This is a genomic window from Pseudomonas sp. GW821-FHT01E10, from assembly GCF_059422365.1.
The window spans coordinates 329,843-355,485 of record NZ_JBWKWT010000005.1; the positions used below are offsets into that span (position 1 = coordinate 329,843).

Genomic DNA, 25,643 nt, shown 5'->3' on the forward strand with positions numbered 1-25,643 from the left:
TTGAGTGTGGGAGCGAGCTTGTGGCGAGGGGGCTTGCCCCCGTTCGGCTGCGCAGCAGTCGTAAAACCGCCGAATGCGGTTTATATGGCGAAATGCAGGGGGCCGCTTCACGACCCAACGGGGCGGTGCGGCGGTCCGACAAGCCCCCTCGCCACAGGTCAGAAAGAAGGCGCTTGCCGCCGCCGCTTCCACTGACTCAGCCGCTGCTGCAGGTTCAACGGGCTATGAATCTGTTGCTGCCGCGCGCGGCTGAACAAAATCAGCATCAGCTCCGCCGTCGCCAAGGCATCGGCGCTGGCGTTATGCCGTTCGAAGACCTCCAGCTTGAACCAGTCGATCCACTCATCCAGCCCGGCCTCGCGAAAGTGTGCCTGGGGACAAAGCAGCGGGGCGATGTCTGCCACGTCCAGAAACGGATGCTGCAGCTTGTAACCCAGATGTTCTTTCAGTGCGCGCCCGAGCATGTGCTGATCGAACGGCGCATGAAACGCCAACACCGGGCTGTCGCCGACAAATTCCATGAATTCGAGCAGGGCCTGCGCGGGGTCGCTGCCGGCGGCAATGGCGCTCGGACCCAGCCCATGAATCAGCACGCTGGGGCCGAGTTTGAGTTCGGTGCATTGCAGCGTGCGCTCGAACTGCTGGCTGAAGTCGATCGCGCCGTCCTCGATCACCACGGCCCCGATGGACAACAGCCGATCCTTGTTCAGATTCAGCCCGGTGGTTTCCAGGTCGAGCACCACCCAGCGTTGCTCGCGCAGGCTGCAGTCGCTCAGTTGGGCCACGGCCGGCAAGCGATCCAGACGGTGTTGCAGTTCGCCGGGCAAAACGGGACTGGCCGGGCGCAGCCATGAAAACAGGCTCATAACTGATACCGCAGGGTCAGGCTGCTTTGCAGGCGTTGGGCCTGGCGCAGGGATTCACGCAGGATGCGTCGGTCCAGATGATTGAGGCTGTCGGGATCGACCCGGTTGGAGTAGGGCAAGTTCTCACGGGTCTGTAGCTGATGTTGCTGCATGCGGGTTTGCTGGATGAAGTGATACGCCTCTTCATAGGCCGCGCCGTCCAGCTGATCGATGACCTCTTTTTCCACCAATTGGCGAAAACGCTCCAGGGTGTTGTTGGCGTCGATGCCGTGGGCCAGGGCCAGCACTCGCGCGCCGTCGACGAATGGCGTCAGGCCCTGGAGTTTCAGGTCGAGGGTGGCTTTCTCGCCATTCTTGCGCGCCAGGACGAATTCGCGGAAACGTCCTACGGGCGGGCGGTTGCGCAGGGCGTTCTCGGCCATCATGCGCTGGAACAACCGGTTGTCGCCGACCTGATCGAGAATGCCCCGGCGCAGTTGCTCGCAGCCTCGCTCATCGCCCCAGACCACGCGCAGATCGAAATAGATACTCGACCCCAACAGGTTTTCCGGGGTCGCCTCGCGGATAAATGCCGCAAAGCGTCGTGCCCACTCGATCCGGGACAAACACAGCTCGGGGTTGCCGGCCATGATGTTGCCTTTGCACAAGGTAAAGCCGCACAGCGCCAGGCTCTGATTGACCTGCTGGGCGATGGGCAACAACTTGCCGCGAATTTCGGCGGCGTGGGCCGCATCGCGAGCTTCGAACAGAATGCCGTTGTCCTGATCGGTGTGCAGCGTCTGCTCGCGGCGGCCTTCGCTGCCGAAGCAAAGCCAACTGAACGGCACACCGGGATCACCTTTCTCCGCGATGGCCAGTTCGATCACCCGGCAGACGGTGTGGTCGTTGAGCAGGGTGATGATATGGGTGATCTGCGTCGAGGACGCGCCGTGGGCTAGCATCCGCTCGACCAATTGGCCGATTTCGCCGCGGATCGCCACCAGGTTTTCCACCCGCTGGGCGCTGCGAATGGTCCGCGCCAGGTGCACCAGATCGACCCTTTGCAGGGAAAACAGGTCACGCTCCGAAACCACGCCACACAGGCGCTGGTCCTTGACCAGGCAGACGTGGGCGATGTGTCGCTCGGTCATGGCGATAGCTGCGTCGAAGGCACTGTGGTCCGGCGACAGGAAAAACGGCGCCCGGGTCATGTGCCGCTCGATGGATTCATTGAAATCGCTGGTGCCGTTGGCCACCACATGCCGCAAATCGCGCAGGGTGAAAATGCCCAGCGGCGCCTTTTGCTCATCGACCACCACAATGCTGCCGACTTGCTGATCGTGCATCAGCGTCACCGCTTCACGCAGAGGTGTGATCGGGCTGCAGGTTACCGGGTGACGCATGGCCAATTCGCCCAGCCGGGTATTGAGCGAGTATTGGGTGCCGAGGGTTTCCACGGCTTTTTGCTGGACTTGCTGATTGACCTGGTCCAGCAAGCTGCTGACACCCCGTAGGGCAAAGTCGCGGAACGGATTGGACAGTGCGAACAGTTTGATGAACGCGAGCTTGTTCAGCTGTAGGCAAAAGGTATCTTCGGCCGCCAGATGTTCGGTGCGGGTTGCACGTTCGCCCAGCAGCGCGGCAAGGGGGAAACACTCGCCGGTGGTGATTTCGAAAGTGGTTTCGGTGCCGCCCTTGGCCGTGTGCGGGCGCTCCCCCACGACCCGGCCCTGTTTGACGATGTAGAAATGCTCGATCGGGCCATCGGCAGGTTTGATGATGCTTTCGCCGGGGGCATAAAAACGCAGCTGACATTGCTCGACCAGATAGGCCAGGTGAGCGTTTTCCATCTGATTGAAGGGTGGGAAGCGCTGCAGGAATTGCAAAGTGCCCTGGATGTTCTGCAACACCGCGGTTTTCCCTGCCTGGGTGAAGGCGTCCGCTTTACTCATAACCATTACCGCAGTCTTTTTCTGATTGTTGTGTCGGATCGTTGTTTCAGATCGTTCCAGGCATGGTCGACCCCTGCGGGCAGGGTGCCCATTGGACGTAAGTCTAGGTAGGCAGTGCAGCGGCCGGAATATGGGAAATGTCTGACACAACGGTGGGAAAAACCTCCTACATTGTCTATTGGAAAAGATTCCGACGAAGTGCACATTGAAGTCAGCTGAGCGATGTCTGACACCCTGTGTCAGGGATCGCATTGAAAACGTTGAGAACGCCATGTCCGACCACGATATTTTGAGTGATGCCGAGCGCGAAGCGCTCAGCGCCGTCATGCTGGAACCAGACTTGCCGCCGCAGCGGGTGCTGATCGTCGATGACGATAAGGATGCCCGCGAATTGCTGTCGGAAATTCTGGGGCTCGATGGCATTCACTGCATGACGGCGGCCAGTGGCGAAACGGCGCTCAAAATGCTGGAAGAGAAGCCATCGATCGGTCTGGTGATTACCGACCTGCGGATGGGGCACGTCGATGGCCTGGAACTGATCCGCCAAGTGCGTGAGTCGGCACGTGCGGCATTGCCGATCATCATCGTTTCCGGCGACGCCGACGTGAAGGATGCGATCGAAGCCATGCATTTGCACGTCGTGGACTTTTTGCTCAAGCCCATCGATAGCGAAAAATTGCTTGAATTGGTCAAGCATGAGCTGGGGATGGATCTGTAGCGCGGACTTCCAGGTTGGCAGCTTTTGTGGCGAGGGAGCTTGCTCCCGTTGGGTTGCGAAGCAGCCCCAAAAACTGCGATCCCAATGTCCCTGATACACCGCATACACCGGATTTACGACTGCTGCGCAGTCGAGCGGGAGCAAGCTCCCTCGCCACAGGGGACCGCAGCGTGTCTAGTCCTGAAACAGGTGTGAACCTATTTCAGGACTAGACAGCGTAAATGAAAAAGCCCTGATCTCTCGATCAGGGCTTTTTCACGTCCGGCATCAGCGTTTACTCAAAGGCCATTGGCAGCTTTGAACTCGCGACGACGACGGTGCAGAACCGGCTCGGTGTAGCCGTTCGGCTGTTTAGTGCCTTCGACCACCAGCTCGACCGCCGCCTGGAAGGCGATGTTGCTGTCGAAGTTCGGTGCCAGCGGGCGGTACAACGGGTCGTTGGCATTCTGACGGTCAACCACCGGCGCCATGCGCTTGAGGCTTTCCATCACTTGCGCTTCGGTAACGATGCCGTGGCGCAGCCAGTTGGCGATGTGCTGGCTGGAAATACGCAGCGTCGCACGGTCTTCCATCAGGCCGACGTCGTTGATGTCCGGCACTTTCGAGCAACCTACGCCCTGGTCGATCCAGCGCACCACGTAACCGAGAATGCCTTGGGCGTTGTTGTCCAGTTCGTTCTTGATCTGTTCCGCAGTCCAGCTCGGATTCACAGCCAGCGGGATAGTCAGGATGTCGTCCACCGAAGCACGCGCACGTTTGGCCAGTTCGGCCTGACGGGCGAACACGTCGACCTTGTGGTAGTGCAACGCGTGCAGCGCAGCAGCTGTCGGCGATGGAACCCAGGCGGTGTTGGCACCGGCCAATGGGTGAGCGATTTTCTGTTCCAGCATGGCGGCCATCAGGTCGGGCATGGCCCACATGCCTTTACCGATCTGGGCACGACCTTGCAGGCCGGTGCTCAAACCGATGTCGACGTTCCAGTTCTCGTAGGCACTGATCCACTTCTCGGCCTTCATGTCGGCCTTGCGCACCATCGGGCCGGCTTCCATGGAGGTGTGGATTTCATCGCCCGTGCGGTCGAGGAAACCGGTGTTGATGAACACTACGCGCTCGCTGGCAGCCTTGATGCAGGCCTTGAGGTTGACCGTAGTACGGCGCTCCTCGTCCATGATCCCGACTTTCAGCGTATTGCGCGGCAGGCCGAGGACGTCTTCGATGCGACCGAACAGCTCGTTGGTAAACGCGGCTTCTTCCGGGCCGTGCATCTTCGGCTTCACGATGTAGACCGAACCGGTACGGCTGTTCTTGCGCGAGCTGTTGCCGTTGAGGCTATGGATCGCCGCGAGGCAAGTCACCAGACCGTCGAGAATGCCTTCTGGCACTTCGTTGCCGTCTTTGTCGAGGATCGCGTCAATGGTCATCAGGTGACCGACGTTGCGCACGAACAACAGCGAGCGACCGTGCAGGCTCAGTTCGCTGCCATCGAGAGCGGTGTAGGTGCGGTCGGCGTTCATGGTGCGGGTAAAGGTCTGACCGCCCTTGGAGACTTCTTCCGACAGATCGCCCTTCATCAGGCCGAGCCAGTTGCGGTAGATCACCACTTTGTCATCGGCATCGACGGCGGCGACCGAGTCTTCGCAGTCCATGATGGTGGTCAGCGCGGCTTCCATCAGGATGTCTTTGACACCGGCCGCGTCGGTCTGGCCGACCGGGGTGCTGGCGTCGATCTGGATTTCGAAGTGCAGGCCGTTGTTCTTCAGCAGGATCGCGGTCGGAGCCGCTGCATCGCCGTGGAAACCGATCAGTTGGGCATCGTTGCGCAAGCCGGTGTTGCTACCACCCTTGAGGGCGACAACCAGTTTGCCGTCAACGATCTTGTAGCCGGTGGAATCGACGTGGGAGCCGGCAGCCAATGGCGCGGCTTCGTCGAGGAACGCACGGGCGAAGGCAATAACCTTGTCGCCACGTACCTTGTTGTAGCCTTTGCCCTTTTCCGCGCCATCCGCTTCGCTGATGGCGTCGGTGCCGTAGAGCGCGTCATACAGCGAACCCCAGCGGGCGTTCGAGGCGTTGAGCGCGAAGCGCGCGTTCATCACCGGCACCACCAACTGTGGGCCGGCCATGCGGGCGATTTCGTCATCGACGTTTTGTGTCGTTGCCTGGAAATCGGCCGCTTCTGGCAGCAGATAACCGATGTCTTGCAGGAAGGCTTTGTAGGCCACCGCATCGTGCGCAACACCTGCACGAGCCTGGTGCCAGGCATCAATGCGAGCCTGGAAATCATCGCGTTTGGCGAGTAGGGCTTTGTTCTTCGGTGCCAGGTCATGGATGACCTTGTCGGCACCGGCCCAGAACGTGTCGGCGGTGAGGCCGGTACCGGGAATGGCTTCGTTGTTCACGAAGTCGAACAGGACTTTGGCGACCTGCAGGCCACCGACTTGAACGTGTTCAGTCATTGCTTGCCTCACTCTGCTCAGCTATTTCGCTTTTCAGCTCTTCAATTTAACAATGAAGCCTCTGGCCATTTAAACCACAAACCCTTCTACCAGTACATGCCATTGCTGGCGGCTGGGTTCGTTCCGATCAACGGCATTGCGGCCTTGCTGACGGGGCTTTCAGGGTTGCGAGTGTGCCTGCGGCAGACATCGATCCAACGTTATGTAGTGCGCGCTGCGGCATACTACATGATGAATTGCGGTTGTGAAAATTAGACTAATTACGTCGTTCTGCGACCCCATGACGCATTGCAGTCATGTCGGGGGACGGGATGTTCTCAAAAAACTATTGGATTGTTCCAGCTAAATATAAAAACTTGTACACATAATCTTCGATGCCCTGCTATGGGGCATTGCCTTTGTGGCGAGGGGGCTTGCCCCCGTTCGGCTGCGAAGCAGTCGTAGATCGCCTGATGCGAACACGCTGGAGAAACTCAAGGGGCCGCTTTGCGACCCAACGGGGGCAAGCCCCCTCGCCACATCCAGCCCCTTGCCTATACTTGCCTTTCCATAACAAAAGTCATGACAAGAGGGCTGCGCCATGGACCATCTCGTACTCACGGTATTCGCCCCGGACAAGCCTGGGCAGGTCGAGCGCATTGCCCAATGCATTGCCGAGCATGGCGGCAACTGGCTGGAGAGCCGAATGTCGCGCATGGCCGGGCAGTTCGCCGGGATTCTTCGGGTAGGCGTACCGGCCGAAGCCTACGATGAACTGGTAGACGCCCTACAGGGACTGTCGACCCAGGGCATCCGCGTGATGATCGCCGAAAGCAGCATCGAACAATCCTGCACCTGGAAGCCGATTGCCATGGAACTGGTGGGCAATGATCGTCCGGGCATTGTGCGGGACATTACGCGTCTGCTGAGTGAGCAAGGGGTGAGCCTGGAGCGGCTGGTGACCGAAGTGCGTCCGGCGCCGATGAGCAGTGAGCCGTTGTTCCATGCCGAAGCAATCCTCGCGGTGCCCCTGACTTTGTCGCTGGAGGTGCTGCAATCGCGCCTGGAAACCCTGGCGGACGACCTGATGGTCGAATTGGTACTGCGCAGCGAACCTTGAACAGGTTATCCAAGTTATACGTGCACCTGCCTGTGGATAACCTGTAGAGACACCCCGCCAGCCCACGCCGGCCGGGGCTCTTCAGGATCTGATCAAAAAACCAGCAGTTTCAGTGACTTGCGCACAAACGCCGGGGATCACGTTGTGGATAACCTTGGGAAGGATGGATGCAGGCCACGGGAGACGTGGCCTGTAGAGATTTGTACGTTTTCTGATCAACTGCGGCGGCGCAGACTTATCCACGCGTCGACGCTGTAAACCGCCAGACCTGCCCAGATAAAGATGAACGCCACCAGCGTGCTGGACGACAAGTGTTCGCCAAACAGCAGTACGGCTTGCAACAGCACCAGCGTCGGCGCCAGGTACTGGAGAAATCCGAGGGTGGTGTAGGGCAAGTGCCGTGCGGCGGCGTTGAAACACACCAGCGGCACCAGCGTCACCGGACCGGCGGCTACCAGCCACCAGGCTTCGGAGCTGGTCCAGAATGCGGCTTGCGCGCTGGTCGCCGTCGGGTTGAACAGCAGCCAGGCGACAGCAATCGGCACCAGCATCCAGGTTTCCACCACCAGCCCCGGCAACGCCTTGACCGGTGCCTGCTTGCGGATCAGGCCGTAGAAGCCAAAGGTCAATGCCAACACCAGCGACACCCACGGCAGGCTGCCGACCTGCCACACTTGCTGCGCGACACCGACCGCCGCCAGCCCCACCGCGATCCACTGCATGCGCCTTAGCCGTTCGCCGAGGATCAGCATCCCCAGCAGCACGTTTACCAACGGGTTGATGTAGTAACCGAGGCTGGCCTCAAGCATGCGTCCGTTGTTCACCGACCAGACGTAAGTCAGCCAGTTGGCCGCGATCAGCGTGCCGCTCAGGGCTAGGATCGCCAGCCGCCGTGGATTTTCACGCAGCTCACGCCACCAGCCGGGATGTTTCCAGACGAGCAACAGCAAGGCGCCGAACAACGCGGACCAAAGCACTCGGTGGATGATGATCTCCACGGCGGGCACGCTGGCGATGGCTTTGAAGTAGAGCGGGAAAAGTCCCCAGATGATGTAGGCACTCAGGCCCAGGATGTACCCGCGACGCAGGTTGGCGGCTTGCATGAGAATCCTTGCTTAGGCAGCTAACAAAGAAGGGATTGTATAGATGTGTGGCCTTTTTTGTAGGAGCGAGGCTTGCCCGCGAAGAACGATGACTCGGTATGTCAGGCAAACCGCATTATCGTTCTTCGCGGACAAGTCGGATCGCCGCACCGCTCGCTCCTACAGGGACGCGGTGTTTAGAAGAGTTTCAATGGCTCTTCATTCAGTGCCGCCAATTGCTCACGCAACGCCAACACTTGATCGCCCCAATAGCGCTCGGTGCCGAACCACGGAAAGCTGCGAGGGAAGGCCGGGTCGTCCCAGCGACGGGCGAGCCAGGCGCTGTAGTGCATCAACCGCAAGGCGCGCAGCGGTTCGATCAGTGCCAGTTCCCGCGGGTCGAAGTCGTGGAATTCGCTGTAGCCGTCCATCAGTTCCGACAGTTGCCCCAGACATTCCTGGCGGTCACCCGCCAGCATCATCCAGATATCCTGCACCGCCGGGCCCATGCGGCAGTCGTCGAGGTCGACGATGTGGAACATTTCATCGCGGCACATCATGTTGCCGGGGTGGCAATCGCCATGTATGCGGATGTTCTGGTGTGGCGTGGCCTGGTAGACCTCTTCCACGCGCTTGAGCAAGTCGCGGGCGACGGACTCGTAGGCCGGCAGCAGACTGCGCGGTACGAAATTGCCTTCGAGCAAGGTGGCCAATGAGTCGTGACCGAAGTTTTTCACCCCAAGCACTTCACGGTGTTCGAACGGTTTTGTAGCGCCGACCGCATGCAGACGACCCAGCAGTTGGCCCAGGCGATACAGCTGATCAAGGTTGCCTGGCTCCGGTGCGCGACCACCCCGGCGCGGGAACAGGGTGAAACGGAATCCGGCATGTTCGTGCAGGCTTTCATCGTTGTGGATCAGCGGCGCGACCACCGGTATATCGCACTCGGCGAGTTCGAAGGTGAATTGGTGTTCTTCGAGAATCGCTTCGTTGGTCCAGCGCAACGGACGGTAAAACTTGGCGATCAGCGGCTCGGAGTCTTCGATGCCGACCTGATAGACACGGTTCTCGTAGCTGTTGAGCGCCAGAATACGGGCGTCGCTGAGAAAGCCGATGCTTTCGACGGCATCGAGCACGAGGTCTGGGGTGAGGGTTTCAAACGGGTGGGCCATGCTGACTCCTGCGCGCGGCAGGCTGCCGCGTCCGGCCAAGCATGGTAGCGCAGACGGGGCCTCTTTAGGGGGTGGGCTTGAGGTAAGTGTGGTTTGGGCTGACGCTTTCGCGGGCAAGCCTTGCTCCTGCAGTAGGCGCGAGACTTGCCGCGAAGAGGCCCTGTCAGGCGCCGACGATTCCGCCATCCTCGCGGGTAATCGCCATCACCGAAGACCGCGGCTTGCCATTGGGCAGGTGTTCAGGGAATGTCGACCCGCCGTTTTCCCCCGGATGCTGAATCCCGACAAACAAGGTCTTCTGATCCGGCGAGAAGCTGATCCCCGTCACCTCACAGCCCACCGGCCCGACCATGAAACGGCGGATCTCACCGGTTGCCGGGTCGGCGCACAGCATCTGGTTATTGCCCATGCCCGCGAAGTCGCCCGCATTGCTCGTGTCGCCGTCGGTCAGAATCCACAAGCGTCCGGCCTTGTCGAAGCCCAGGCCGTCCGGGCTGTTGAACATGTTCTGCGGGGTGATGTTTGACGAGCCGGCCTTCGGCGTGCCGGCGTGGACGCCCGGGTTGCCGGCGACCACAAACAGGTCCCAGGCAAAGCTATTCGAACCGTGATCGTCGCGGTCGGTGCGCCAGCGCAGGATCTGCCCGTAGACGTTCTTCTCGCGTGGGTTCGGGCCGCCCACCGGTTGGCCTTCTTCGCCGCGCTTGGCGTTGTTGGTCAGGGTGCAATAGACCTGGCCGTCCTTGGGGCTGACGACGATCCATTCCGGGCGGTCCATGCGCGTGGCGGTTACCACACTGGCTGCGAGACGTGCATGAATCAGCACTTCGGCCTGATCGGCAAAGCCGCTGCTGGCGTCGATGCCGTTTTTGCCGTGGGTCAGTTCGATCCACTGGCCCTGGCCTTTCGGATGATCGGCGCTGCCGTCGCCCGCATCGAAACGCGCCACGTACAAGGTGCCGTGGTCCAGCAGATCGCGGTTGGCTTTGGGGTTTTTGTGGTTGATCTTGTCGCGGCTGACGAATTTATAGATGAACTCGCCACGTTCGTCGTCGCCCATGTACACCACGGCGCGACCGTCGTTGGTTTCGGCCAGGGCAGCGTTTTCATGTTTGAAGCGGCCCAGCGCGGTGCGTTTGACCGGCGTCGATTGCGGATCGAACGGGTCGATTTCCACCACCCAGCCGTGGCGGTTGAGTTCGTTGGGATTTTTCGCCAGGTCGAAGCGTGGATCGTGTTGATGCCAGTTGATGTCTTTGCTGGTTGCCACTGCGCCGTAGCGTTTCTGCGCGGCGTCGAATTTTTGCTCGGCATTGCTGCTGCCGAAGCAGTCGGTGAAGTTCTCTTCGCAGGTCAGATAAGTGCCCCACGGCGTTTTGCCGTTGGCGCAGTTCTGGAAGGTGCCGAGGACTTTCTTGCCGTGTTTGTCGGCACTGGTTTTCAGCAGATCGTGACCCGCTGCGGGGCCGCTCAGTTTGATGGGCGCATTACCGTGAATGCGCCGGTTGTAGCGCGAGCCCTGGACGAACTGCCACTGGCCGTTCTTGCGCTGCACTTCGATCACTGACACGCCTTCGCAGGCCAGGGCCTTGCGCACATCTTCCGCCGATTGCGGCATGCCGCCGTGGGGGTAGAGGTAGCGGTAATTGGTGTATTCGTTGTTGATCGCCATCAGCGCCCGGTCTTTGTCACCGGGGAATTCGAACAGGCTCATGCCGTCGTTGTTGTCGCCGAACTGGACTTCCTGCGCCTGGGCCGTGCCGTTACCGCTAGGATCGAATGCCGGGCCATTCTTTTGCAGCGGCTGGCCCCAGCTAATCAAAACCGAGGACTTGTAGCCCGGCGGCAGGGTGATGGTATCGGTCGTGGCGACGGCAATGCTGTCGAAGCCCAACAGTTTGCTGGAACCGGCGCTGACGCTGGCGGCCAGCACGCTGCGACTCAACAGGTTGCCACCGAGAAACATCGCCGCACCGCAGAGGGCGCCGGCGCTGATGAAACCACGACGGCTGAGGCCGACCATTTTTTCGAGGTCGGTGGGTTGGTTGTCTTCTAATAGGCTCACATCAGGCTCCCTGCGGGTTTTTGCAGCCACCTTAAGGGCGGTTGATGAAGCTTTTGTTGCAGCGCCTGCAGGCTAGAGCGGTGTACCCAGCAGGATGTTCGATGGCGCGAACTGCACCTGCACCGGTTTACCGGCGGCAAGCCCGAGGTTTTTCAGGTGCAGCGGCTCGGCCAGGGCGCAAAGTGTCTGGCCATTGGGCAGGCCGATGCGCACTTCGCTGGGGCTGTCTTCAGCGTCGAGGATTTCTTCGATCGTGCCCTTCAGGCAATTGTTGCCATGTGTTGCAGCTTGATCGATGCCAAGCAGTTCCAGCCAACCGGCCTTGATCAGTGCGACCACTTCGGTACCCGTTTCCAGCTCCAGGCGCAGGGTGCTGTCGTGAGTGATCTGCGCGTCAATGAGCAAGCCTTCGGCCAGTTCAAGGCGGATCCGGTCGTTGCGCCCCTGTGCATCGATCGCCACGACCTTGCCGTGCAATTGATTGCGCGCGCTGGTTCTGAGCATCAGCCGACCGAGCAAGTCCAGGTCGCTGGCCTCTTCGGCGGCTTCCAGAACCTGAGCCTGCAACGCTTGCAGCTTTTGATACAGGCGCAACACGCGCTCGCCTTCGCTGGACAATTTGGCGCCACCGCCGCCCTTGCCACCAACGCTGCGCTCCACCAGTGGTTTCTGCGCGAGGTTGTTCAGCTCGTCGATGGCGTCCCACGCGGCCTTGTAACTCAGGCCGGCGCTTTTTGCGGCGCGGGTGATCGAGCCCTGTTCGGCGATGTGTTGCAGCAACGCGATGCGCTGCGGACGACGGACAATGTGCTGGGACAACAACGTAGGCAAGGACATGGCAAGGCGCTTTGGGCTGTGGCGATGGATGGGACGTTGGCGACTTGGCGTGCGGGAGTCAAGTCAGGCCCCATCGCCAGGTTTGGGGGTACGGGCCAGGCAGTAGACGTCGACCCGCGTCGCACCCGCCGCCATTAACAGCCGGGCCAGGGCCTGTGCGGTGGCGCCGGTGGTCAGCACATCGTCCACCAGTGCGAAGTGGCGACCTTTGACCGAAGCCTCGGGCGCCAGGGCGAAGGCGTGGCGCAGGTTCTTTTTACGTGCATCGGCATTAAGGTCTTGTTGCGCGCTGGTGTCCTGAGTCCTCACCAACAGCGTTTCATCACAAAGAATGTCGAGGCCGGCACTGAGCCAGCGGGCGAGCATCACCGCCTGGTTGAAACCCCGCTGTCGCAGCCGCTTGGGGGCCAGCGGTACCGGTATCAGCGCGTCGGGCCGATCCAGATCTTCATCGAAGCGATGTTGCAGGAACTGAGCAAGAAGTTCGGCGAGCAGGCGGCCAAACGGCCATTTTGCGCTGTGCTTGAAGCGGGTGATCAAACTGTCGACGGGAAAGCTGTAAGTCCAGGGCGCGGCGACTCGCTCGAAGGCTGGCGGTTGTTTCAGGCATTGGCCGCACGTCAGACCGGTGGCGGGCAAGGGCAGGGCGCAGGTGTGGCATTGGTCGTCCAGCCAGGGCAGCTCGGTTTCGCAGGCCATGCAGATCGGTATGGTGTCGTCTGCGACCTCTGAGCAGAGCAAACAGGATTGTTTGTTTTTTAACCAGATGTAAACCGGTCCTTCGTATCGTGGTTGACAGTGCATGAGTCTTCCTTAAATATGCCGAACATCCGTGTCGCGTCTGTGGGCATTCCATTCCCCAGTCGCTTGCCAAGCATAACCAAGGAATCGCCCATGAGCGCCAGCACCACTGCCACCCTGCGTCACGACTGGTCTTTGGCTGAAGTCAAAGCACTCTTCGTTCAGCCATTCAATGACCTGCTGTTCCAGGCGCAGACGGTGCACCGCGCGCATTTCGACGCCAATCGCGTCCAGGTTTCCACCCTGCTGTCGATCAAGACCGGCGCGTGCCCTGAAGATTGCAAATATTGTCCGCAGTCGGGTCACTACAACACTGGCCTGGAAAAAGAAAAGCTGATGGAAGTGCAGAAGGTCCTCGAAGAGGCTGCTCGCGCCAAGGCGATCGGTTCGACCCGTTTCTGCATGGGCGCGGCGTGGAAACACCCGTCGGCCAAAGACATGCCTTACGTGCTGGAGATGGTCAAAGGCGTGAAAGCCATGGGCCTGGAAACCTGCATGACCCTTGGTCGTCTCGATCAGGACCAGACCGTCGCCCTGGCCGAAGCCGGCCTGGACTACTACAACCACAACCTCGACACCTCGCCGGAGTTCTACGGCAGCATCATTACCACCCGCACTTACAGCGAGCGCCTGCAAACCCTGGCCTACGTGCGTGATTCGGGGATGAAGATCTGCTCCGGCGGCATTCTCGGCATGGGCGAGTCCCTCGACGACCGCGCCAACCTGCTGATCCAGCTGGCCAACCTGCCAGAGCATCCAGAGTCGGTGCCGATCAACATGTTGGTGAAAGTCGCCGGCACGCCGCTGGAAAATGCCGACGACGTCGATCCGTTCGACTTCATCCGCATGCTCGCCGTTGCACGCATCCTGATGCCGAAATCCCACGTACGCCTGTCCGCCGGTCGCGAAGCGATGAACGAGCAGATGCAGGCTCTGGCGTTCTTTGCCGGCGCCAACTCGATTTTCTACGGCGAAAAACTGCTGACCACCGCCAACCCGCAGGCAGACAAGGACATGCAACTGTTCTCGCGTCTGGGCATCCTGCCGGAAGCCCGCGAAGAGCACGCCGACGAAGTGCATCAGGCCGCCATCGAACAGGCACTGGTGGAGCAGAAGAGCAGCGAGCAGTTCTATAACGCTGCTGTTTAACCCACGCAAAACCCTGTAGGAGCCTGCTTGCTGGCGATAGCATCACCACGGTCTGTCTGATGACCGTGGTGATGCTATCGCCAGCAAGCAGGCTCCTACACTCTGATCTTCGAGGCCTGCATGTCTTTCGATCTCGCCGCACGCCTTGCTGCCCGTCGTGCCGAAAACCTTTATCGCCAGCGCCCGCTTCTTGAAAGCCCTCAAGGCCCGGAAGTGGTGGTCGATGGTCAGCCATTGCTGGCGTTCTGTAACAACGATTACCTGGGCCTGGCCAATCACCCGCAAGTGATCGAAGCCTGGCGCGCCGGCGCGTCTCGTTGGGGCGTGGGCGGTGGTGCTTCGCATCTGGTGATTGGCCACAGCGGCCCGCATCACGCGCTGGAAGAAGCCCTTGCCGAATTCACCGGCCGCCCGCGCGCACTGCTGTTCACCACCGGCTACATGGCCAACCTCGGCGCGGTCACCGCATTGGTCGGGCAAGGCGATACGGTGCTGGAAGACCGGCTCAATCACGCGTCGTTGCTGGATGCCGGTTTGCTGTCCGGTGCGCGTTTCAATCGCTATCTGCATAACGATGCGGCCAGTCTGGCCAACCGCCTTGAGAAGGCCACCGGCAATACGCTGGTGGTCACCGACGGCGTGTTCAGCATGGACGGTGACATCGCCGATCTGCCGGCGCTGGCGCGGGAAGCCAAGGCCAAAGGTGCCTGGTTGATGGTCGATGACGCTCACGGCTTTGGTCCGCTGGGCGCCAATGGCGGTGGGGCCGTCGAGCATTTCGGCCTGAGTCAGGAGGACGTGCCGGTGTTGGTTGGCACCCTCGGCAAGGCGTTCGGTACGGCCGGTGCTTTTGTGGCTGGCAGTGAGGAGTTGATCGAGAGCCTGATCCAGTTCGCTCGCCCCTACATCTACACCACCAGCCAGCCGCCGGCACTGGCCTGCGCGACGCTTAAAAGCCTGGAATTGTTGCGCAGCGAACACTGGCGACGTGAGCATTTGCAGGCGCTGATTCGCCAGTTCCGCCAAGGCGCCGAGCAGATTGGCCTGGAGTTGATGGACAGCTTCACGCCGATCCAGCCGATCATGATTGGCGATGCCGGGCGTGCGGTCCGGCTGTCGCAGATGCTGCGTGAGCGTGGCCTGATGGTGACCGCGATCCGTCCACCGACCGTGCCCGCCGGCAGCGCCCGCTTGCGCGTTACCCTGACTGCCGCTCACAGCGAGGCGCAGGTGCAGCTATTGTTAAGTGGACTGGCCGATTGTTTTCAACAACTGGGACCGGAGCCAAGCCATGCGTGATCGTCTGATTCTGCTGCCGGGCTGGGGTCTCGGGATTTCTCCGCTGGAACCCTTGGCGGCTGCCTTGCAAGGCCTGGATGAGCATCTGCGCGTCGAAATCGAACCACTGCCGGAACTGGAATCGAGCAACCTTGAAGAATGGCTCGATGAACTGGATTCGACGCTGCCCCAGGATGCCTGGCTAGGTGGTTGGTCATTGGGCGGCATGCTGGCATCCGAATTGGCGGCGAAGCGCGGTGACCGTTGCTGCGGTTTGGTGACCCTGGCGAGTAACCCTTCTTTTGTCGCCCATGAGCAGTGGTCGAGCGGGATGCCTGGCGAGACCTTCGACGCGTTTCTGGCCGGTTGCAAAGCCGATCCGGGCATGACGTTGAAACGTTTCTCGCTGCTGTGCACCCAAGGTGCCGCAGACCCGCGCGGGCTATCGCGGCTGTTGCTCGCTGGCGCACCGCTTTCGTCTCCATCGGTGCTGATGAGCGGCCTGGAGTTGCTTGCACAGCTGGATACCCGGCAAGCGTTGCAGGCGTTTCGCGGTCCGCAATTGCACTTGTTCGGTGGTCTCGACGGATTGGTCCCGGCCGAAGCGGCGGGGGATTTGCTGGCGCTGCTGCCGGATGTCGAAATCGGTCTGATTGAACAGGCCAGCCACGCGTTTCTTCTGGAAGACCCCCACGGTGTGGCGGGGGCGATTCAGGCCTTTTTGCATGAGTCCGGTGATGACTGATTTGTCCTTTCCCAACCTGCCCGGCGGCTTGCCCGATAAACGCCAGGTAGCGGCGTCCTTTTCCCGAGCGGCGGCGAGCTACGACAGCGTGGCCGAGTTGCAGCGCGACGTTGGCAATGAATTGTTGCGTCGCTTGCCGGAGGATTTTGTCCCGGGTCGATGGCTGGACATGGGTTGTGGCACCGGGTATTTCAGCCGTGCGCTCGGTGAGCGTTTTCCTGCCGGCAACGGGCTGGCCCTTGATATCGCAGAGGGGATGCTCAATCACGCCCGTCCCTTGGGCGGCGCCAACCATTTCATCGCCGGTGATGCCGAACGCTTGCCGTTGCAGGATTCGACCTGCGACCTGGTCTTCTCCAGCCTGGCGGTGCAATGGTGCGCGGATTTCGCCTCGGTGCTCAACGAAGCGTATCGGGTGCTGAAACCGGGCGGTATTTTCGCGTTTGCTAGTCTGTGTGTAGGCACGCTGTACGAATTGCGCGACAGCTGGCGTCAGGTGGATGGCATGGTGCACGTCAACCGCTTCCGCGAGTTCGGTGTTTACCAGCAGCTTTGCGCGGGCAGTGGCTTGAAGGTCATCAGCCTTGAAACACATCCACATGTGTTGCATTACCCCGATGTCCGCAGCCTGACCCATGAGCTCAAGGCACTCGGGGCGCATAACCTGAACCCCGGTCGGCCGGGCGGTTTGACCGGCAGGGCGCGAATCCTCGGCTTGATCGAGGCTTACGAGCAGTTTCGTCAGGCACAGGGACTGCCGGCGACTTATCAAGTGGTTTACGCCGTGCTGGAGAAACCCTTATGAGCGCAGCCTATTTCATCACCGGTACTGACACCGATGTCGGCAAGACCACCGTCGCCGCAGGTTTGCTGCATGCCGCGCGATTGTCAGGCTTGAGCACAGCGGCGGGTAAGCCGGTAGCCTCCGGGTGTGAGCTGACGCCCAAGGGATTACGCAACGCCGACGCACTGGCACTGCTGGCCGAATGCTCGATACCGTTGACCTACGATCAGGTCAATCCGGTCGCGTTCGAGCCGGCGATCGCACCGCATCTGGCAGCGCGGGAGGCTGGCGTGGCGCTGACCGTGCAATCGTTGCTGGCACCAATGCGGCAGGTTCTCGATCTGCAGGCGGACTTCACCTTGATCGAAGGCGCTGGCGGCTGGCGAGTGCCGTTGGCGGATCAAGACAATCTGTCAGACCTGGCCATGGCGCTGGATCTGCCGGTAATCCTGGTGGTTGGTGTGCGCCTGGGCTGCATCAACCATGCGCTGCTGACGGCTGAGGCAATTGCTCGGGATGGTTTGCAGTTGGCGGGGTGGGTGGCGAACATCATCGATCCGAAGACCTCGCGCCTGGAAGAAAACCTGGCGACGCTGGCCGAGCGCATTCCCGCGCCGTGCCTGGGGCGGGTGCCGAAACTCAAGTCGGTGACGGCCGAAGCGGTAGCCGAGCATCTACAGCTGGATCTGCTGGACTGACGTTTCTGGCGTGGGTTTTACCTATGATAAGGCACTGTGCCATTAGTGTTTTTGTCGGGCCTTTTAGCGGCGTGTCTGGTTCAATGGCCGCTGTTGATCCTTTGTAGGACGAGTTCTCCCATGGAAATCTCAGGAAACACCGCTTTCTATGCCGGTCTGAGCACTATTCAGACAGGGCAGAGCCGCGTCGATCAGGCTTCGGGACAGATCGCCAACAACACCATCGAGCGTTCGGTCACCAGTCAGTCCTCCGAGGTCCAGGTCGATCGTTTGCGCTCGGTAGACCGCAGCCAGCAATCGGATCTGGCCAGCAATGTGGTCGAGATGTCTCAGGGCAAGTTCCAGGTGGAACTTGGCGTCAAAGTCGCCAAGGCCTCCGATGAAATGCTCGGTACGTTGATCGATACCTTCGCCTGATTCCTCATTGAATTCACTACCCCAGCGCCGCGCCTGTTCGCGGCGTTTTTCTGCGTAAGTCCTTCTCCCTCAACTAATCTCTCCTACATGACGTGTTGCTCAATCAACGACGTTGCGCCACTGCGCGCCCAAGATTTTCATAGATCGAAGACGAACGGCAAAAGATCGGCGCTTGACAAGGTTTGGGCGTAAACGTATGTTTCAAACAACTGTTTTACCGTCACAACAAATCACCACGGTCGTTCATTCCCGGTTACATCAGCAGAGGTTTATCGCTATGCCTGACTACAAGGCCCCCTTGCGTGATATTCGCTTCGTTCGTGACGAACTGCTCGGCTACGAAGCGCACTATCAGAGCCTTCCGGCTTGCCAGGACGCAACTCCGGACATGGTTGACGCCATTCTCGAAGAAGGCGCCAAGTTTTGTGAGCAGGTGCTGGCTCCGCTGAACCGCGTGGGTGACACCGAAGGCTGCACCTGGAGCGAGTCGGGCGTTAAAACCCCGACCGGTTTCAAAGAAGCCTACAAGCAATTCGTCGAAGGCGGCTGGCCTAGCCTGGCCCACGATGTAGAGCACGGCGGCCAGGGCCTGCCGGAGTCTCTGGGCCTGGCTGTCAGCGAAATGGTTGGCGAGGCCAACTGGTCGTGGGGCATGTACCCAGGCCTGTCCCATGGCGCGATGAACACTATTTCCGAGCACGGCACGCCTGAGCAGCAAGAGGCTTACCTGACCAAACTGGTTTCCGGCGAATGGACCGGCACCATGTGCCTGACCGAACCGCACTGCGGCACTGACCTGGGCATGTTGCGCACCAAGGCCGAACCTCAGGCCGACGGCTCCTACAAAGTGTCCGGCACCAAGATCTTCATCTCGGCCGGTGAGCACGATATGGCCGACAACATCGTCCACATCGTTCTGGCACGTCTGCCGGACGCACCGGCCGGCACCAAAGGCATTTCCCTGTTCATCGTGCCGAAATTCCTGCCGAACGCAGACGGCTCGATCGGTGCGCGCAACGCTGTGAGCTGCGGTTCGCTGGAACACAAGATGGGCATCCACGGCAACGCCACCTGCGTGATGAACTTCGATGCGGCCACCGGTTACCTGATCGGCCCGGCGAACAAAGGCCTGAACTGCATGTTCACCTTCATGAACACCGCACGTCTGGGTACCGCGCTGCAAGGTCTGGCACACGCCGAGATCGGTTTCCAGGGCGGCCTGAAATACGCTCGCGATCGTCTGCAAATGCGCTCCCTGACTGGCCCGAAAGCGCCGGACAAAGCCGCTGACCCGATCATCGTTCACCCTGATGTACGTCGCATGCTGTTGACCATGAAGGCGTTCGCCGAAGGCAACCGTGCGATGGTTTACTTCACCGCCAAGCAAGTTGACATCGTCAAATACGGCGTCGATGAAGAAGAGAAGAAGAAAGCCGACGCATTGCTGGCCTTCATGACGCCGATCGCCAAAGCCTTCATGACTGAAGTCGGTTTCGAATCCGCCAACCACGGCGTGCAGATCTACGGTGGCCACGGCTTCATCGCCGAGTGGGGCATGGAGCAGAACGTTCGCGACAGCCGTATTTCGATGCTGTACGAAGGCACCACCGGCATCCAGGCACTCGACCTGCTGGGCCGTAAAGTGCTGATGACTCAAGGCGAAGCGCTCAAGGGCTTCACCAAGATCGTCCACAAGTTCTGCCAGAGCAACGAAGGCAATGACGCGGTCAAAGAGTTCGTCGAGCCATTGGCTGCGCTGAACAAAGAATGGGGCGAGCTGACCATGAAGGTCGGTATGGCGGCCATGAAAGATCGCGAAGAAGTCGGCGCAGCATCCGTGGACTACCTGATGTACTCCGGTTACGCCTGCCTGGCCTACTTCTGGGCTGACATGGCGCGTCTGGCGGCCGAGAAACTGGCTGCCGGCACCACTGAAGAGGCGTTCTACACCGCCAAGCTGCAGACTGCGCGCTTCTACTTCCAGCGCATCCTGCCGCGTACCCGCACTCACGTTGCAACCATGCTGTCGGGCGCCAACAACCTGATGGACATGAAAGAAGAAGACTTCGCACTGGGTTACTAAGCCCTACGCAGTCTCTTCACAAAGCCGCTGCTTCCTCGGAAGCAGCGGCTTTTTTATGCCTGACGCAAACGATCACGTCTTTAAATATTCCTGACTAAAACGCTAAGAAGAACGACTTTGCTGCCGTTAAAGAGGCTGCGATGTGACGCCTGTCACGTTGCACGTGCTTAGCTGCGCCAAATGCAGGCACAATGCCATCTTTGTTTGCCGGGTCGGAGCTTTACCCTTGCCGCGTTCTTCCGCTGTACGTTTCAGCCATTTTTTGCCATCGCTGCTGTTGTTGCTCGCGGGGCTTGCGGCTGCCTACGTCAAGGATCTCAACGTCTTCTTCACTTCGCTGTTCAACGTGCTGCCCACTCTGGTGCTGTTGCTCGGCGGTGCGTATTGCGCGGTTTATCGACGTCAGCGTGAACTGTTTCTGATGGTCACGGTGTACATCGCCTACTTCCTGCTCGACACCCAGACCGACTATTACCGCGACAACGGCAAGGTTCGTGAAGACGCCGCGGTGGTGTTCCATCTGTGCTGTCTGTTGTTGCCATTGCTGTTTGGCTTGTTCGCTGCCTGGCAAGAGCGTACTCACCTGTTCCAGGACATGGTGGCGCGTTTCGCTGTGTTACTGGCGTTCGGCAGTGTGGCGCTGGGGCTGGAGCAAAGTTACCCACAGGCGCTGCTGATGTGGCTGTCGGAGATCCGCTGGCCGGCGTTGCATGGTGCGTGGATGAGCCTGATCCAATTGTCTTATCCCGTGTTCATCGCCTCGTTCCTGTTATTGGCCTGGCAATACTGGCGCAACCCAAGACCCTTGCACGCTGCGCAATTGGTGGGGCTGTTGGGATTGTTCTGGATGTTGCCGAAAACCTTCATCCTGCCCTTCACCCTCAACATCATGTGCAGCCAGGTGATGTTGATGATTGCCGCCGCGGTTGCCCATGAGGCCTATCAGATGGCTTTCCGCGACGAACTCACCGGCCTGCCGGGGCGCCGCGCCCTGAACGAGCGCATGCAACGGCTGGGGCGCAATTACGTGCTGGCGATGAGCGACGTCGATCACTTCAAGAAATTCAACGACACCCACGGCCACGATGTCGGCGACCAAGTGTTGCGTCTGGTCGCCAGCAAGCTGTCGAAAATCAGTGGTGGCGGTAGGGCATATCGCTACGGCGGTGAGGAATTTGCCTTGGTGTTCGCAGGCAAGACCCTCGAAGAGTGCATGCCGCATCTGGAGGTCATCCGCGAATCCATTGCCACTTACAACATCCAGCTGCGCAATCAGGACAGCCGTCCCCAGGATGACCAGCAGGGGCGCCAGCGTCGCGCGGGTTCGGGTGCCTCGAGTGTTTCGGTCACCGTCAGCATCGGCGTCGCCGAACGCCTGGAACAACGCACCCCCGAAGAAGTGCTCAAATCCGCCGACCAGGCGCTCTACAGCGCCAAGGGGGCGGGGCGAAACTGTGTGATGGCCTTCGGTCAGAACCGCCGTGGCGCAGTGCGCATGGACGCCGCTGCGGGTTGAGTGATGATGGCGCATTCAGCGTCTGGACTGTGATTGTGAGGTGTGATGCACGGCAGTAGGTTTGGGCCATCTGCTGCCGGAGAAATGAACATGCCCGAGTACAAAGCTCCCCTGCGCGACATGCGCTTTCTGATCGATCACGTGTTTGATTTTCACAGCAACTACGCCGCGCTGGGGGCCACCGATGCCAGCCCGGACATGGTCAATGCGATTCTCGAAGAAGGCGCGAAATTCTGTGAGAACGTTCTCGCACCGCTGAACCGCAGCGGCGACGAAGAAGGCTGCCATTTCGACAACGGTGTAGTCACAACGCCTACAGGTTTCAAGCAAGCATTCGCACAATACGTGGAAGGCGGCTGGCATGGTCTGGCGGCGGACCCGGCTTACGGTGGCCAGGGCTTGCCAAGTTCCTTGGGGCTGGTCATCAGCGAAATGGTCGGCTCCAGTAACACGTCCTGGGGCATGTACCCCGGCCTGACCCACGGTGCGATGTCGGCCATCCATGCCCATGGCACTGAAGAACAGAAACAGACCTACCTGAGCAAGCTCACCGCAGGCCAATGGACCGGCACCATGTGCCTGACCGAAGCCCATTGCGGCACCGATCTGGGCATCATCAAGACCCGCGCCGTGCCTCAGGCCGATAGCAGTTACGCGATCTCTGGCAGCAAGATATTCATCTCCGCCGGTGAGCACGACATGAGTGACAACATCATTCATCTGGTGCTGGCCAAACTGCCGGACGCGCCAGCGGGGACCAAAGGTATTTCGCTGTTTATCGTGCCCAAATTCCTACCCAATGCCGAGGGCGAGGCAGGCGAGCGCAACGGCGTTTCCTGCGGCTCGATCGAACACAAAATGGGCATCAAGGCCTCGGCCACCTGCGTGCTGAATTTCGACGATGCCAAGGGCTTCTTGATCGGTGAGCCGAATAAGGGCCTGAACTGCATGTTCACCATGATGAACCACGCGCGGCTCGGCACCGGCATGCAAGGTTTGTGTCTGGGGGAGGCGAGCTTCCAGGGGGCGGTCAAATACGCCAACGACCGTCTGCAAATGCGCTCGCTGACCGGCCCGAAAGCCCCGGAAAAACCTGCCGACCCGATCATCGTGCATCCCGATGTGCGCAGGATGTTGTTGACCATGAAGGCCTTCAATGAAGGCAACCGGGCGCTGACTTACTTCACCGCACAGTTGCTGGACGCTGCGCACCTGAGCCCGGATGAAACGGCGCGTCAGGACGCCGAGGATTTGCTGGCGTTCCTCACACCGATCTGCAAAGCCTTCATGACCGACACCGGGCTGGAGGTGACCAACCTCGGCATGCAGGTGTTTGGCGGCCACGGTTTCATTCGTGAGTGGGGCATGGAGCAGTTGGTTCGCGACTGCCGGATCGCGCCGATCTATGAAGGCACCAACGGCATTCAGGCGCTGGATCTGCTTGGGCGCAAAGTCCTTGGCAGTCAGGGAAAACTGCTGCGCGGCTTCACTAAAATCGTCCACAAGTTCTGTGCGGCAAACGCTGAGCACCCGCAACTCGGCGGTTATGTGGCGCAACTCAACGATCTGAATCAGCAGTGGGGTGAATTGACCACCAGGATCGGCATGGCTGCGATGAAAAATCCGGATGAGGTCGGCGCCGCCTCGGTGGATTACCTGATGTACTGCGGCTATATCATCCTCGGCTACCTGTGGCTACGCATGGCGCTGGTGGCTCAGTCGCAGTTGGAGGCGGGCAGCGGTGATGCCGATTATTGCCGAGGCAAGCTGGCGACCAGCGAGTTTTACTTCAAGCGCTTACTGCCGCGTACGGCTGCTCATCGGGCGGCCATCGAGGCGGGTAGCGACTGTTTGATGAAGTTGCCGGCGGAGTTGTTTGCACTTTAATCATTCAAATCGGCCATAAAGAAGCCCGCCTTGCTGCGGGCTTCTTTATGAAGAACAGGTCGGTGACTAAAAATAACAAATCGGTCATGGGCTGACCCTATGTGTCGTAAAAGTTGTTGAGGTACACTCGGACACAGCGAAATCACTATTCCTACGAACCACCTGTTTAGATCTTGCGAGGTTTGCCATGGCTGACTACAAAGCGCCCCTGCGCGATATGCGCTTCGTCCTCAATGAAGTTTTCGAGGTCGCCAAACTCTGGGCCGAACTGCCTGCGCTCGCCGAGACCGTCGATGCCGAAACCGTCGAAGCCATTCTGGAAGAAGCCGGCAAGGTCACCAGCAAAAGCATCGCGCCCCTGAGCCGTGCGGCTGACGAAGAAGGTTGCCACTGGGCCGACGGTGCCGTCACCACCCCGGCCGGTTTCCCACAGGCGTATCAGACCTACGCTGAAGGCGGTTGGGTCGGTGTCGGTGGCGATCCAACCTACGGCGGCATGGGCATGCCCAAGGCGGTTTCGGCGCAGGTCGAAGAAATGGTCAACTCCGCCAGCCTGTCGTTCGGTCTGTATCCGATGCTGACCGCCGGCGCCTGCCTGTCGATCAACGCCCACGCCAGCGAAGAGCTGAAAGCCGCGTACCTGCCGAACATGTACGCCGGTGTCTGGGCCGGTTCCATGTGCCTGACCGAGCCGCACGCCGGTACTGATCTGGGGATTATCCGCACCAAGGCCGAACCTCAGGCTGACGGTTCCTACAAGGTCAGCGGCACCAAGATCTTCATCACCGGCGGCGAACACGACCTGACCGAGAACATCATCCACTTGGTCTTGGCCAAGCTGCCGGACGCGCCAGCAGGGCCGAAAGGTATTTCGCTGTTCCTGGTGCCGAAGTTCATGGTCAATGCCGATGGCAGCCTCGGTGCGCGCAACCCGGCGACCTGTGGTTCGATCGAACACAAGATGGGTATCCAGGCATCCGCAACCTGCGTGATGAACTTCGACGAAGCCGTGGGTTACCTGGTCGGCGAGCCGAACAAAGGCCTGGCGGCGATGTTCACCATGATGAACTACGAGCGTCTGGGTGTCGGCATCCAGGGCCTGGCCTCGGGTGAACGTTCCTACCAGAACGCCATTGAATACGCTCGCGACCGCCTGCAGAGCCGTTCGCCGACCGGCGCGCAGAACAAGGACAAAGTGGCTGACCCGATCATCGTCCACCCTGACGTGCGTCGCATGCTGCTGACCATGAAAGCCTCGAACGAAGGCGGCCGTGCATTTTCCACTTACGTGGCGATGCAACTGGACACCGCCAAGTTCAGCGAAGACGCCACCACCCGCAAGCGCGCAGAAGACCTGGTCGCACTGTTGACGCCTGTTGCCAAGGCATTCCTGACCGATTTGGGGCTTGAAACCACAGTTCATGGCCAGCAGATTTTTGGCGGCCACGGCTACATCCGTGAGTGGGGCCAGGAGCAACTGGTTCGTGACGTGCGTATCACGCAGATCTACGAAGGCACCAATGGTATTCAGGCGCTGGACCTTGTCGGGCGCAAGATCGTCGGCAGCGGCGGGGCGTTCTACAAACTGTTCGCTGACGAGATTCGTCATTTCACCGCGACGGCCAGTGCTGATTTGGCGGAGTTCACCAAACCGCTGAACGATGCAGTGGGCACCCTCGACGATCTGACCGCATGGCTGCTGGACCGGGCGAAAAACAACCCGAACGAAATCGGCGCTGCTTCGGTCGAGTATCTACAAGCATTCGGTTACACCGCCTATGCCTACATGTGGGCACTGATGGCCAAGGCAGCCTTCGGCAAAGAAGCGCAGGACGATTTCTACGCGAGCAAACTGGGTACGGCGCGGTTCTATTTCGCTCGTCTGCTGCCACGTATTCACTCGTTGAGCGCGTCGGTAAAGGCGGGAAGCGAATCGTTGTTCCTGTTGGACGCAGGACAGTTCTGACTCTGTAACGTCATGTAAGCATTCTCTTACATGACGTGCTGCTGTTTTCCCATATGCGCAGATTGGATCCAGAGCTAATCTACTTCACATGGA

The 25,643-nt window shown here is 60.0% G+C and carries 20 protein-coding genes; 12 read left to right on the forward strand and 8 right to left on the reverse strand.

What is annotated here, in order from left to right; translation table 11 throughout:
* Window positions 1–158: 158 nt before the first annotated feature.
* Together AC07V0_RS12865 and AC07V0_RS12870 are read right to left on the reverse strand one after the other, a co-directional pair.
* Window positions 159–866, reverse strand: a complete 708-nt coding sequence (locus AC07V0_RS12865; RefSeq protein WP_018928808.1) for a 3'-5' exonuclease — start codon at window positions 864–866, stop codon at window positions 159–161.
* On the reverse strand, window positions 863–2,803 hold the full coding sequence (locus tag AC07V0_RS12870) for a putative nucleotidyltransferase substrate binding domain-containing protein (RefSeq protein ID WP_018928809.1): 1,941 nt from the start codon (window positions 2,801–2,803) through the stop codon (window positions 863–865). Before AC07V0_RS12870 ends, AC07V0_RS12865 begins: the two co-directional genes overlap by 4 nt.
* Before the next feature lie 265 nt (window positions 2,804–3,068).
* On the opposite strand from AC07V0_RS12870, the gene AC07V0_RS12875 reads away from it, so the two are divergent.
* Window positions 3,069–3,515 carry a response regulator gene (locus AC07V0_RS12875; RefSeq protein WP_018928810.1) on the forward strand — a complete coding sequence of 149 codons (447 nt, stop codon included), beginning with the start codon at window positions 3,069–3,071 and terminating at the stop codon, window positions 3,513–3,515.
* Between the two features lie 278 nt (window positions 3,516–3,793).
* Here AC07V0_RS12875 and AC07V0_RS12880 read toward each other — a convergent pair whose 3' ends face one another.
* Window positions 3,794–5,971: a malate synthase G gene (locus AC07V0_RS12880; RefSeq protein ID WP_086944442.1), complete on the reverse strand. Its 2,178-nt coding sequence runs from the start codon at window positions 5,969–5,971 to the stop codon at window positions 3,794–3,796.
* A gap of 580 nt (window positions 5,972–6,551) precedes the next feature.
* Here AC07V0_RS12880 and AC07V0_RS12885 point away from each other — a divergent pair.
* The gene (locus tag AC07V0_RS12885; protein WP_007936467.1) at window positions 6,552–7,070 is read left to right on the forward strand and encodes a glycine cleavage system transcriptional repressor; all 519 of its coding nucleotides are present in this window, start codon (window positions 6,552–6,554) and stop codon (window positions 7,068–7,070) included.
* Window positions 7,071–7,285: 215 nt separating this feature from the next.
* Here AC07V0_RS12885 and rarD read toward each other — a convergent pair whose 3' ends face one another.
* The 5 genes from rarD to AC07V0_RS12910 all read right to left on the reverse strand — a co-directional run bounded on the left by rarD (window position 7,286) and on the right by AC07V0_RS12910 (window position 13,030).
* Entirely contained in the window at window positions 7,286–8,173 is an 888-nt protein-coding gene (gene rarD, locus AC07V0_RS12890) for an EamA family transporter RarD (RefSeq protein WP_018928812.1), read from the reverse strand.
* Window positions 8,174–8,349: 176 nt separating this feature from the next.
* Window positions 8,350–9,324 carry a serine/threonine protein kinase gene (locus AC07V0_RS12895; protein WP_018928813.1) on the reverse strand — a complete coding sequence of 325 codons (975 nt, stop codon included), beginning with the start codon at window positions 9,322–9,324 and terminating at the stop codon, window positions 8,350–8,352.
* 163 nt (window positions 9,325–9,487) lie between these two features.
* Window positions 9,488–11,389, reverse strand: a complete 1,902-nt coding sequence (locus tag AC07V0_RS12900; protein ID WP_086944443.1) for a PhoX family protein — start codon at window positions 11,387–11,389, stop codon at window positions 9,488–9,490.
* A 72-nt stretch (window positions 11,390–11,461) separates the two neighbouring features.
* Window positions 11,462–12,226, reverse strand: coding sequence for a TOBE domain-containing protein (locus AC07V0_RS12905; protein ID WP_018928815.1), 765 nt, complete (start codon window positions 12,224–12,226; stop codon window positions 11,462–11,464).
* A gap of 63 nt (window positions 12,227–12,289) precedes the next feature.
* Window positions 12,290–13,030, reverse strand: a complete 741-nt coding sequence (locus AC07V0_RS12910; RefSeq protein ID WP_086944444.1) for a ComF family protein — start codon at window positions 13,028–13,030, stop codon at window positions 12,290–12,292.
* 90 nt (window positions 13,031–13,120) lie between these two features.
* Here AC07V0_RS12910 and bioB point away from each other — a divergent pair, with 90 nt between their 5' ends.
* From bioB to AC07V0_RS12960, 10 genes are all read left to right on the forward strand, one after another.
* Window positions 13,121–14,176, forward strand: a complete 1,056-nt coding sequence (gene bioB, locus AC07V0_RS12915; RefSeq protein ID WP_008008198.1) for a biotin synthase BioB — start codon at window positions 13,121–13,123, stop codon at window positions 14,174–14,176.
* A 120-nt stretch (window positions 14,177–14,296) separates the two neighbouring features.
* On the forward strand, window positions 14,297–15,475 hold the full coding sequence (gene bioF / locus AC07V0_RS12920; protein WP_086944445.1) for an 8-amino-7-oxononanoate synthase: 1,179 nt from the start codon (window positions 14,297–14,299) through the stop codon (window positions 15,473–15,475).
* Window positions 15,468–16,199 carry an alpha/beta fold hydrolase gene (locus tag AC07V0_RS12925; RefSeq protein WP_018928818.1) on the forward strand — a complete coding sequence of 244 codons (732 nt, stop codon included), beginning with the start codon at window positions 15,468–15,470 and terminating at the stop codon, window positions 16,197–16,199. Before bioF ends, AC07V0_RS12925 begins: the two co-directional genes overlap by 8 nt.
* Window positions 16,192–17,004, forward strand: coding sequence for a malonyl-ACP O-methyltransferase BioC (bioC, locus tag AC07V0_RS12930; RefSeq protein ID WP_018928819.1), 813 nt, complete (start codon window positions 16,192–16,194; stop codon window positions 17,002–17,004). Before AC07V0_RS12925 ends, bioC begins: the two co-directional genes overlap by 8 nt.
* Window positions 17,001–17,681: a dethiobiotin synthase gene (gene bioD, locus AC07V0_RS12935; RefSeq protein WP_018928820.1), complete on the forward strand. Its 681-nt coding sequence runs from the start codon at window positions 17,001–17,003 to the stop codon at window positions 17,679–17,681. The genes bioC and bioD overlap by 4 nt, the downstream gene beginning before the upstream one ends.
* Window positions 17,682–17,801: 120 nt before the next feature.
* Complete coding sequence (locus AC07V0_RS12940) at window positions 17,802–18,098, forward strand: hypothetical protein (protein ID WP_018928821.1); 297 nt, start codon at window positions 17,802–17,804, stop codon at window positions 18,096–18,098.
* 277 nt (window positions 18,099–18,375) lie between these two features.
* Window positions 18,376–20,181, forward strand: a complete 1,806-nt coding sequence (locus AC07V0_RS12945; protein WP_007936490.1) for a phenylacyl-CoA dehydrogenase — start codon at window positions 18,376–18,378, stop codon at window positions 20,179–20,181.
* Between the two features lie 226 nt (window positions 20,182–20,407).
* Entirely contained in the window at window positions 20,408–21,697 is a 1,290-nt protein-coding gene (locus AC07V0_RS12950) for a GGDEF domain-containing protein (protein WP_018928822.1), read from the forward strand.
* 90 nt (window positions 21,698–21,787) lie between these two features.
* Window positions 21,788–23,584 carry an acyl-CoA dehydrogenase C-terminal domain-containing protein gene (locus AC07V0_RS12955; RefSeq protein WP_495019602.1) on the forward strand — a complete coding sequence of 599 codons (1,797 nt, stop codon included), beginning with the start codon at window positions 21,788–21,790 and terminating at the stop codon, window positions 23,582–23,584.
* A gap of 187 nt (window positions 23,585–23,771) precedes the next feature.
* Window positions 23,772–25,550 (forward strand): acyl-CoA dehydrogenase C-terminal domain-containing protein, encoded by a 1,779-nt coding sequence (locus AC07V0_RS12960; protein ID WP_018928824.1) that lies wholly within the window; start codon window positions 23,772–23,774, stop codon window positions 25,548–25,550.
* The last annotated feature ends 93 nt before the right edge of the window (window positions 25,551–25,643 follow it).

What these genes read in the sequence shown, in the direction of transcription:
- AC07V0_RS12875 (WP_018928810.1), top strand. Translation starts at nt 3,069, where the DNA reads ATGTCCGACCACGATATTTTGAGTGATGCCGAGCGCGAAGCGCTCAGC.
- bioD (WP_018928820.1), top strand. Translation starts at nt 17,001, where the DNA reads ATGAGCGCAGCCTATTTCATCACCGGTACTGACACCGATGTCGGCAAG.
- bioB (WP_008008198.1), top strand. Translation starts at nt 13,121, where the DNA reads ATGAGCGCCAGCACCACTGCCACCCTGCGTCACGACTGGTCTTTGGCT.
- AC07V0_RS12880 (WP_086944442.1), bottom strand. Translation starts at nt 5,971, where the DNA reads ATGACTGAACACGTTCAAGTCGGTGGCCTGCAGGTCGCCAAAGTCCTG.
- AC07V0_RS12925 (WP_018928818.1), top strand. Translation starts at nt 15,468, where the DNA reads ATGCGTGATCGTCTGATTCTGCTGCCGGGCTGGGGTCTCGGGATTTCT.
- AC07V0_RS12940 (WP_018928821.1), top strand. Translation starts at nt 17,802, where the DNA reads ATGGAAATCTCAGGAAACACCGCTTTCTATGCCGGTCTGAGCACTATT.
- rarD (WP_018928812.1), bottom strand. Translation starts at nt 8,173, where the DNA reads ATGCAAGCCGCCAACCTGCGTCGCGGGTACATCCTGGGCCTGAGTGCC.
- AC07V0_RS12895 (WP_018928813.1), bottom strand. Translation starts at nt 9,324, where the DNA reads ATGGCCCACCCGTTTGAAACCCTCACCCCAGACCTCGTGCTCGATGCC.
- AC07V0_RS12955 (WP_495019602.1), top strand. Translation starts at nt 21,788, where the DNA reads ATGCCCGAGTACAAAGCTCCCCTGCGCGACATGCGCTTTCTGATCGAT.
- AC07V0_RS12960 (WP_018928824.1), top strand. Translation starts at nt 23,772, where the DNA reads ATGGCTGACTACAAAGCGCCCCTGCGCGATATGCGCTTCGTCCTCAAT.
- AC07V0_RS12865 (WP_018928808.1), bottom strand. Translation starts at nt 866, where the DNA reads ATGAGCCTGTTTTCATGGCTGCGCCCGGCCAGTCCCGTTTTGCCCGGC.
- AC07V0_RS12910 (WP_086944444.1), bottom strand. Translation starts at nt 13,030, where the DNA reads ATGCACTGTCAACCACGATACGAAGGACCGGTTTACATCTGGTTAAAA.
- AC07V0_RS12870 (WP_018928809.1), bottom strand. Translation starts at nt 2,803, where the DNA reads ATGGTTATGAGTAAAGCGGACGCCTTCACCCAGGCAGGGAAAACCGCG.
- AC07V0_RS12905 (WP_018928815.1), bottom strand. Translation starts at nt 12,226, where the DNA reads ATGTCCTTGCCTACGTTGTTGTCCCAGCACATTGTCCGTCGTCCGCAG.
- AC07V0_RS12945 (WP_007936490.1), top strand. Translation starts at nt 18,376, where the DNA reads ATGCCTGACTACAAGGCCCCCTTGCGTGATATTCGCTTCGTTCGTGAC.
- bioC (WP_018928819.1), top strand. Translation starts at nt 16,192, where the DNA reads ATGACTGATTTGTCCTTTCCCAACCTGCCCGGCGGCTTGCCCGATAAA.
- bioF (WP_086944445.1), top strand. Translation starts at nt 14,297, where the DNA reads ATGTCTTTCGATCTCGCCGCACGCCTTGCTGCCCGTCGTGCCGAAAAC.
- AC07V0_RS12885 (WP_007936467.1), top strand. Translation starts at nt 6,552, where the DNA reads ATGGACCATCTCGTACTCACGGTATTCGCCCCGGACAAGCCTGGGCAG.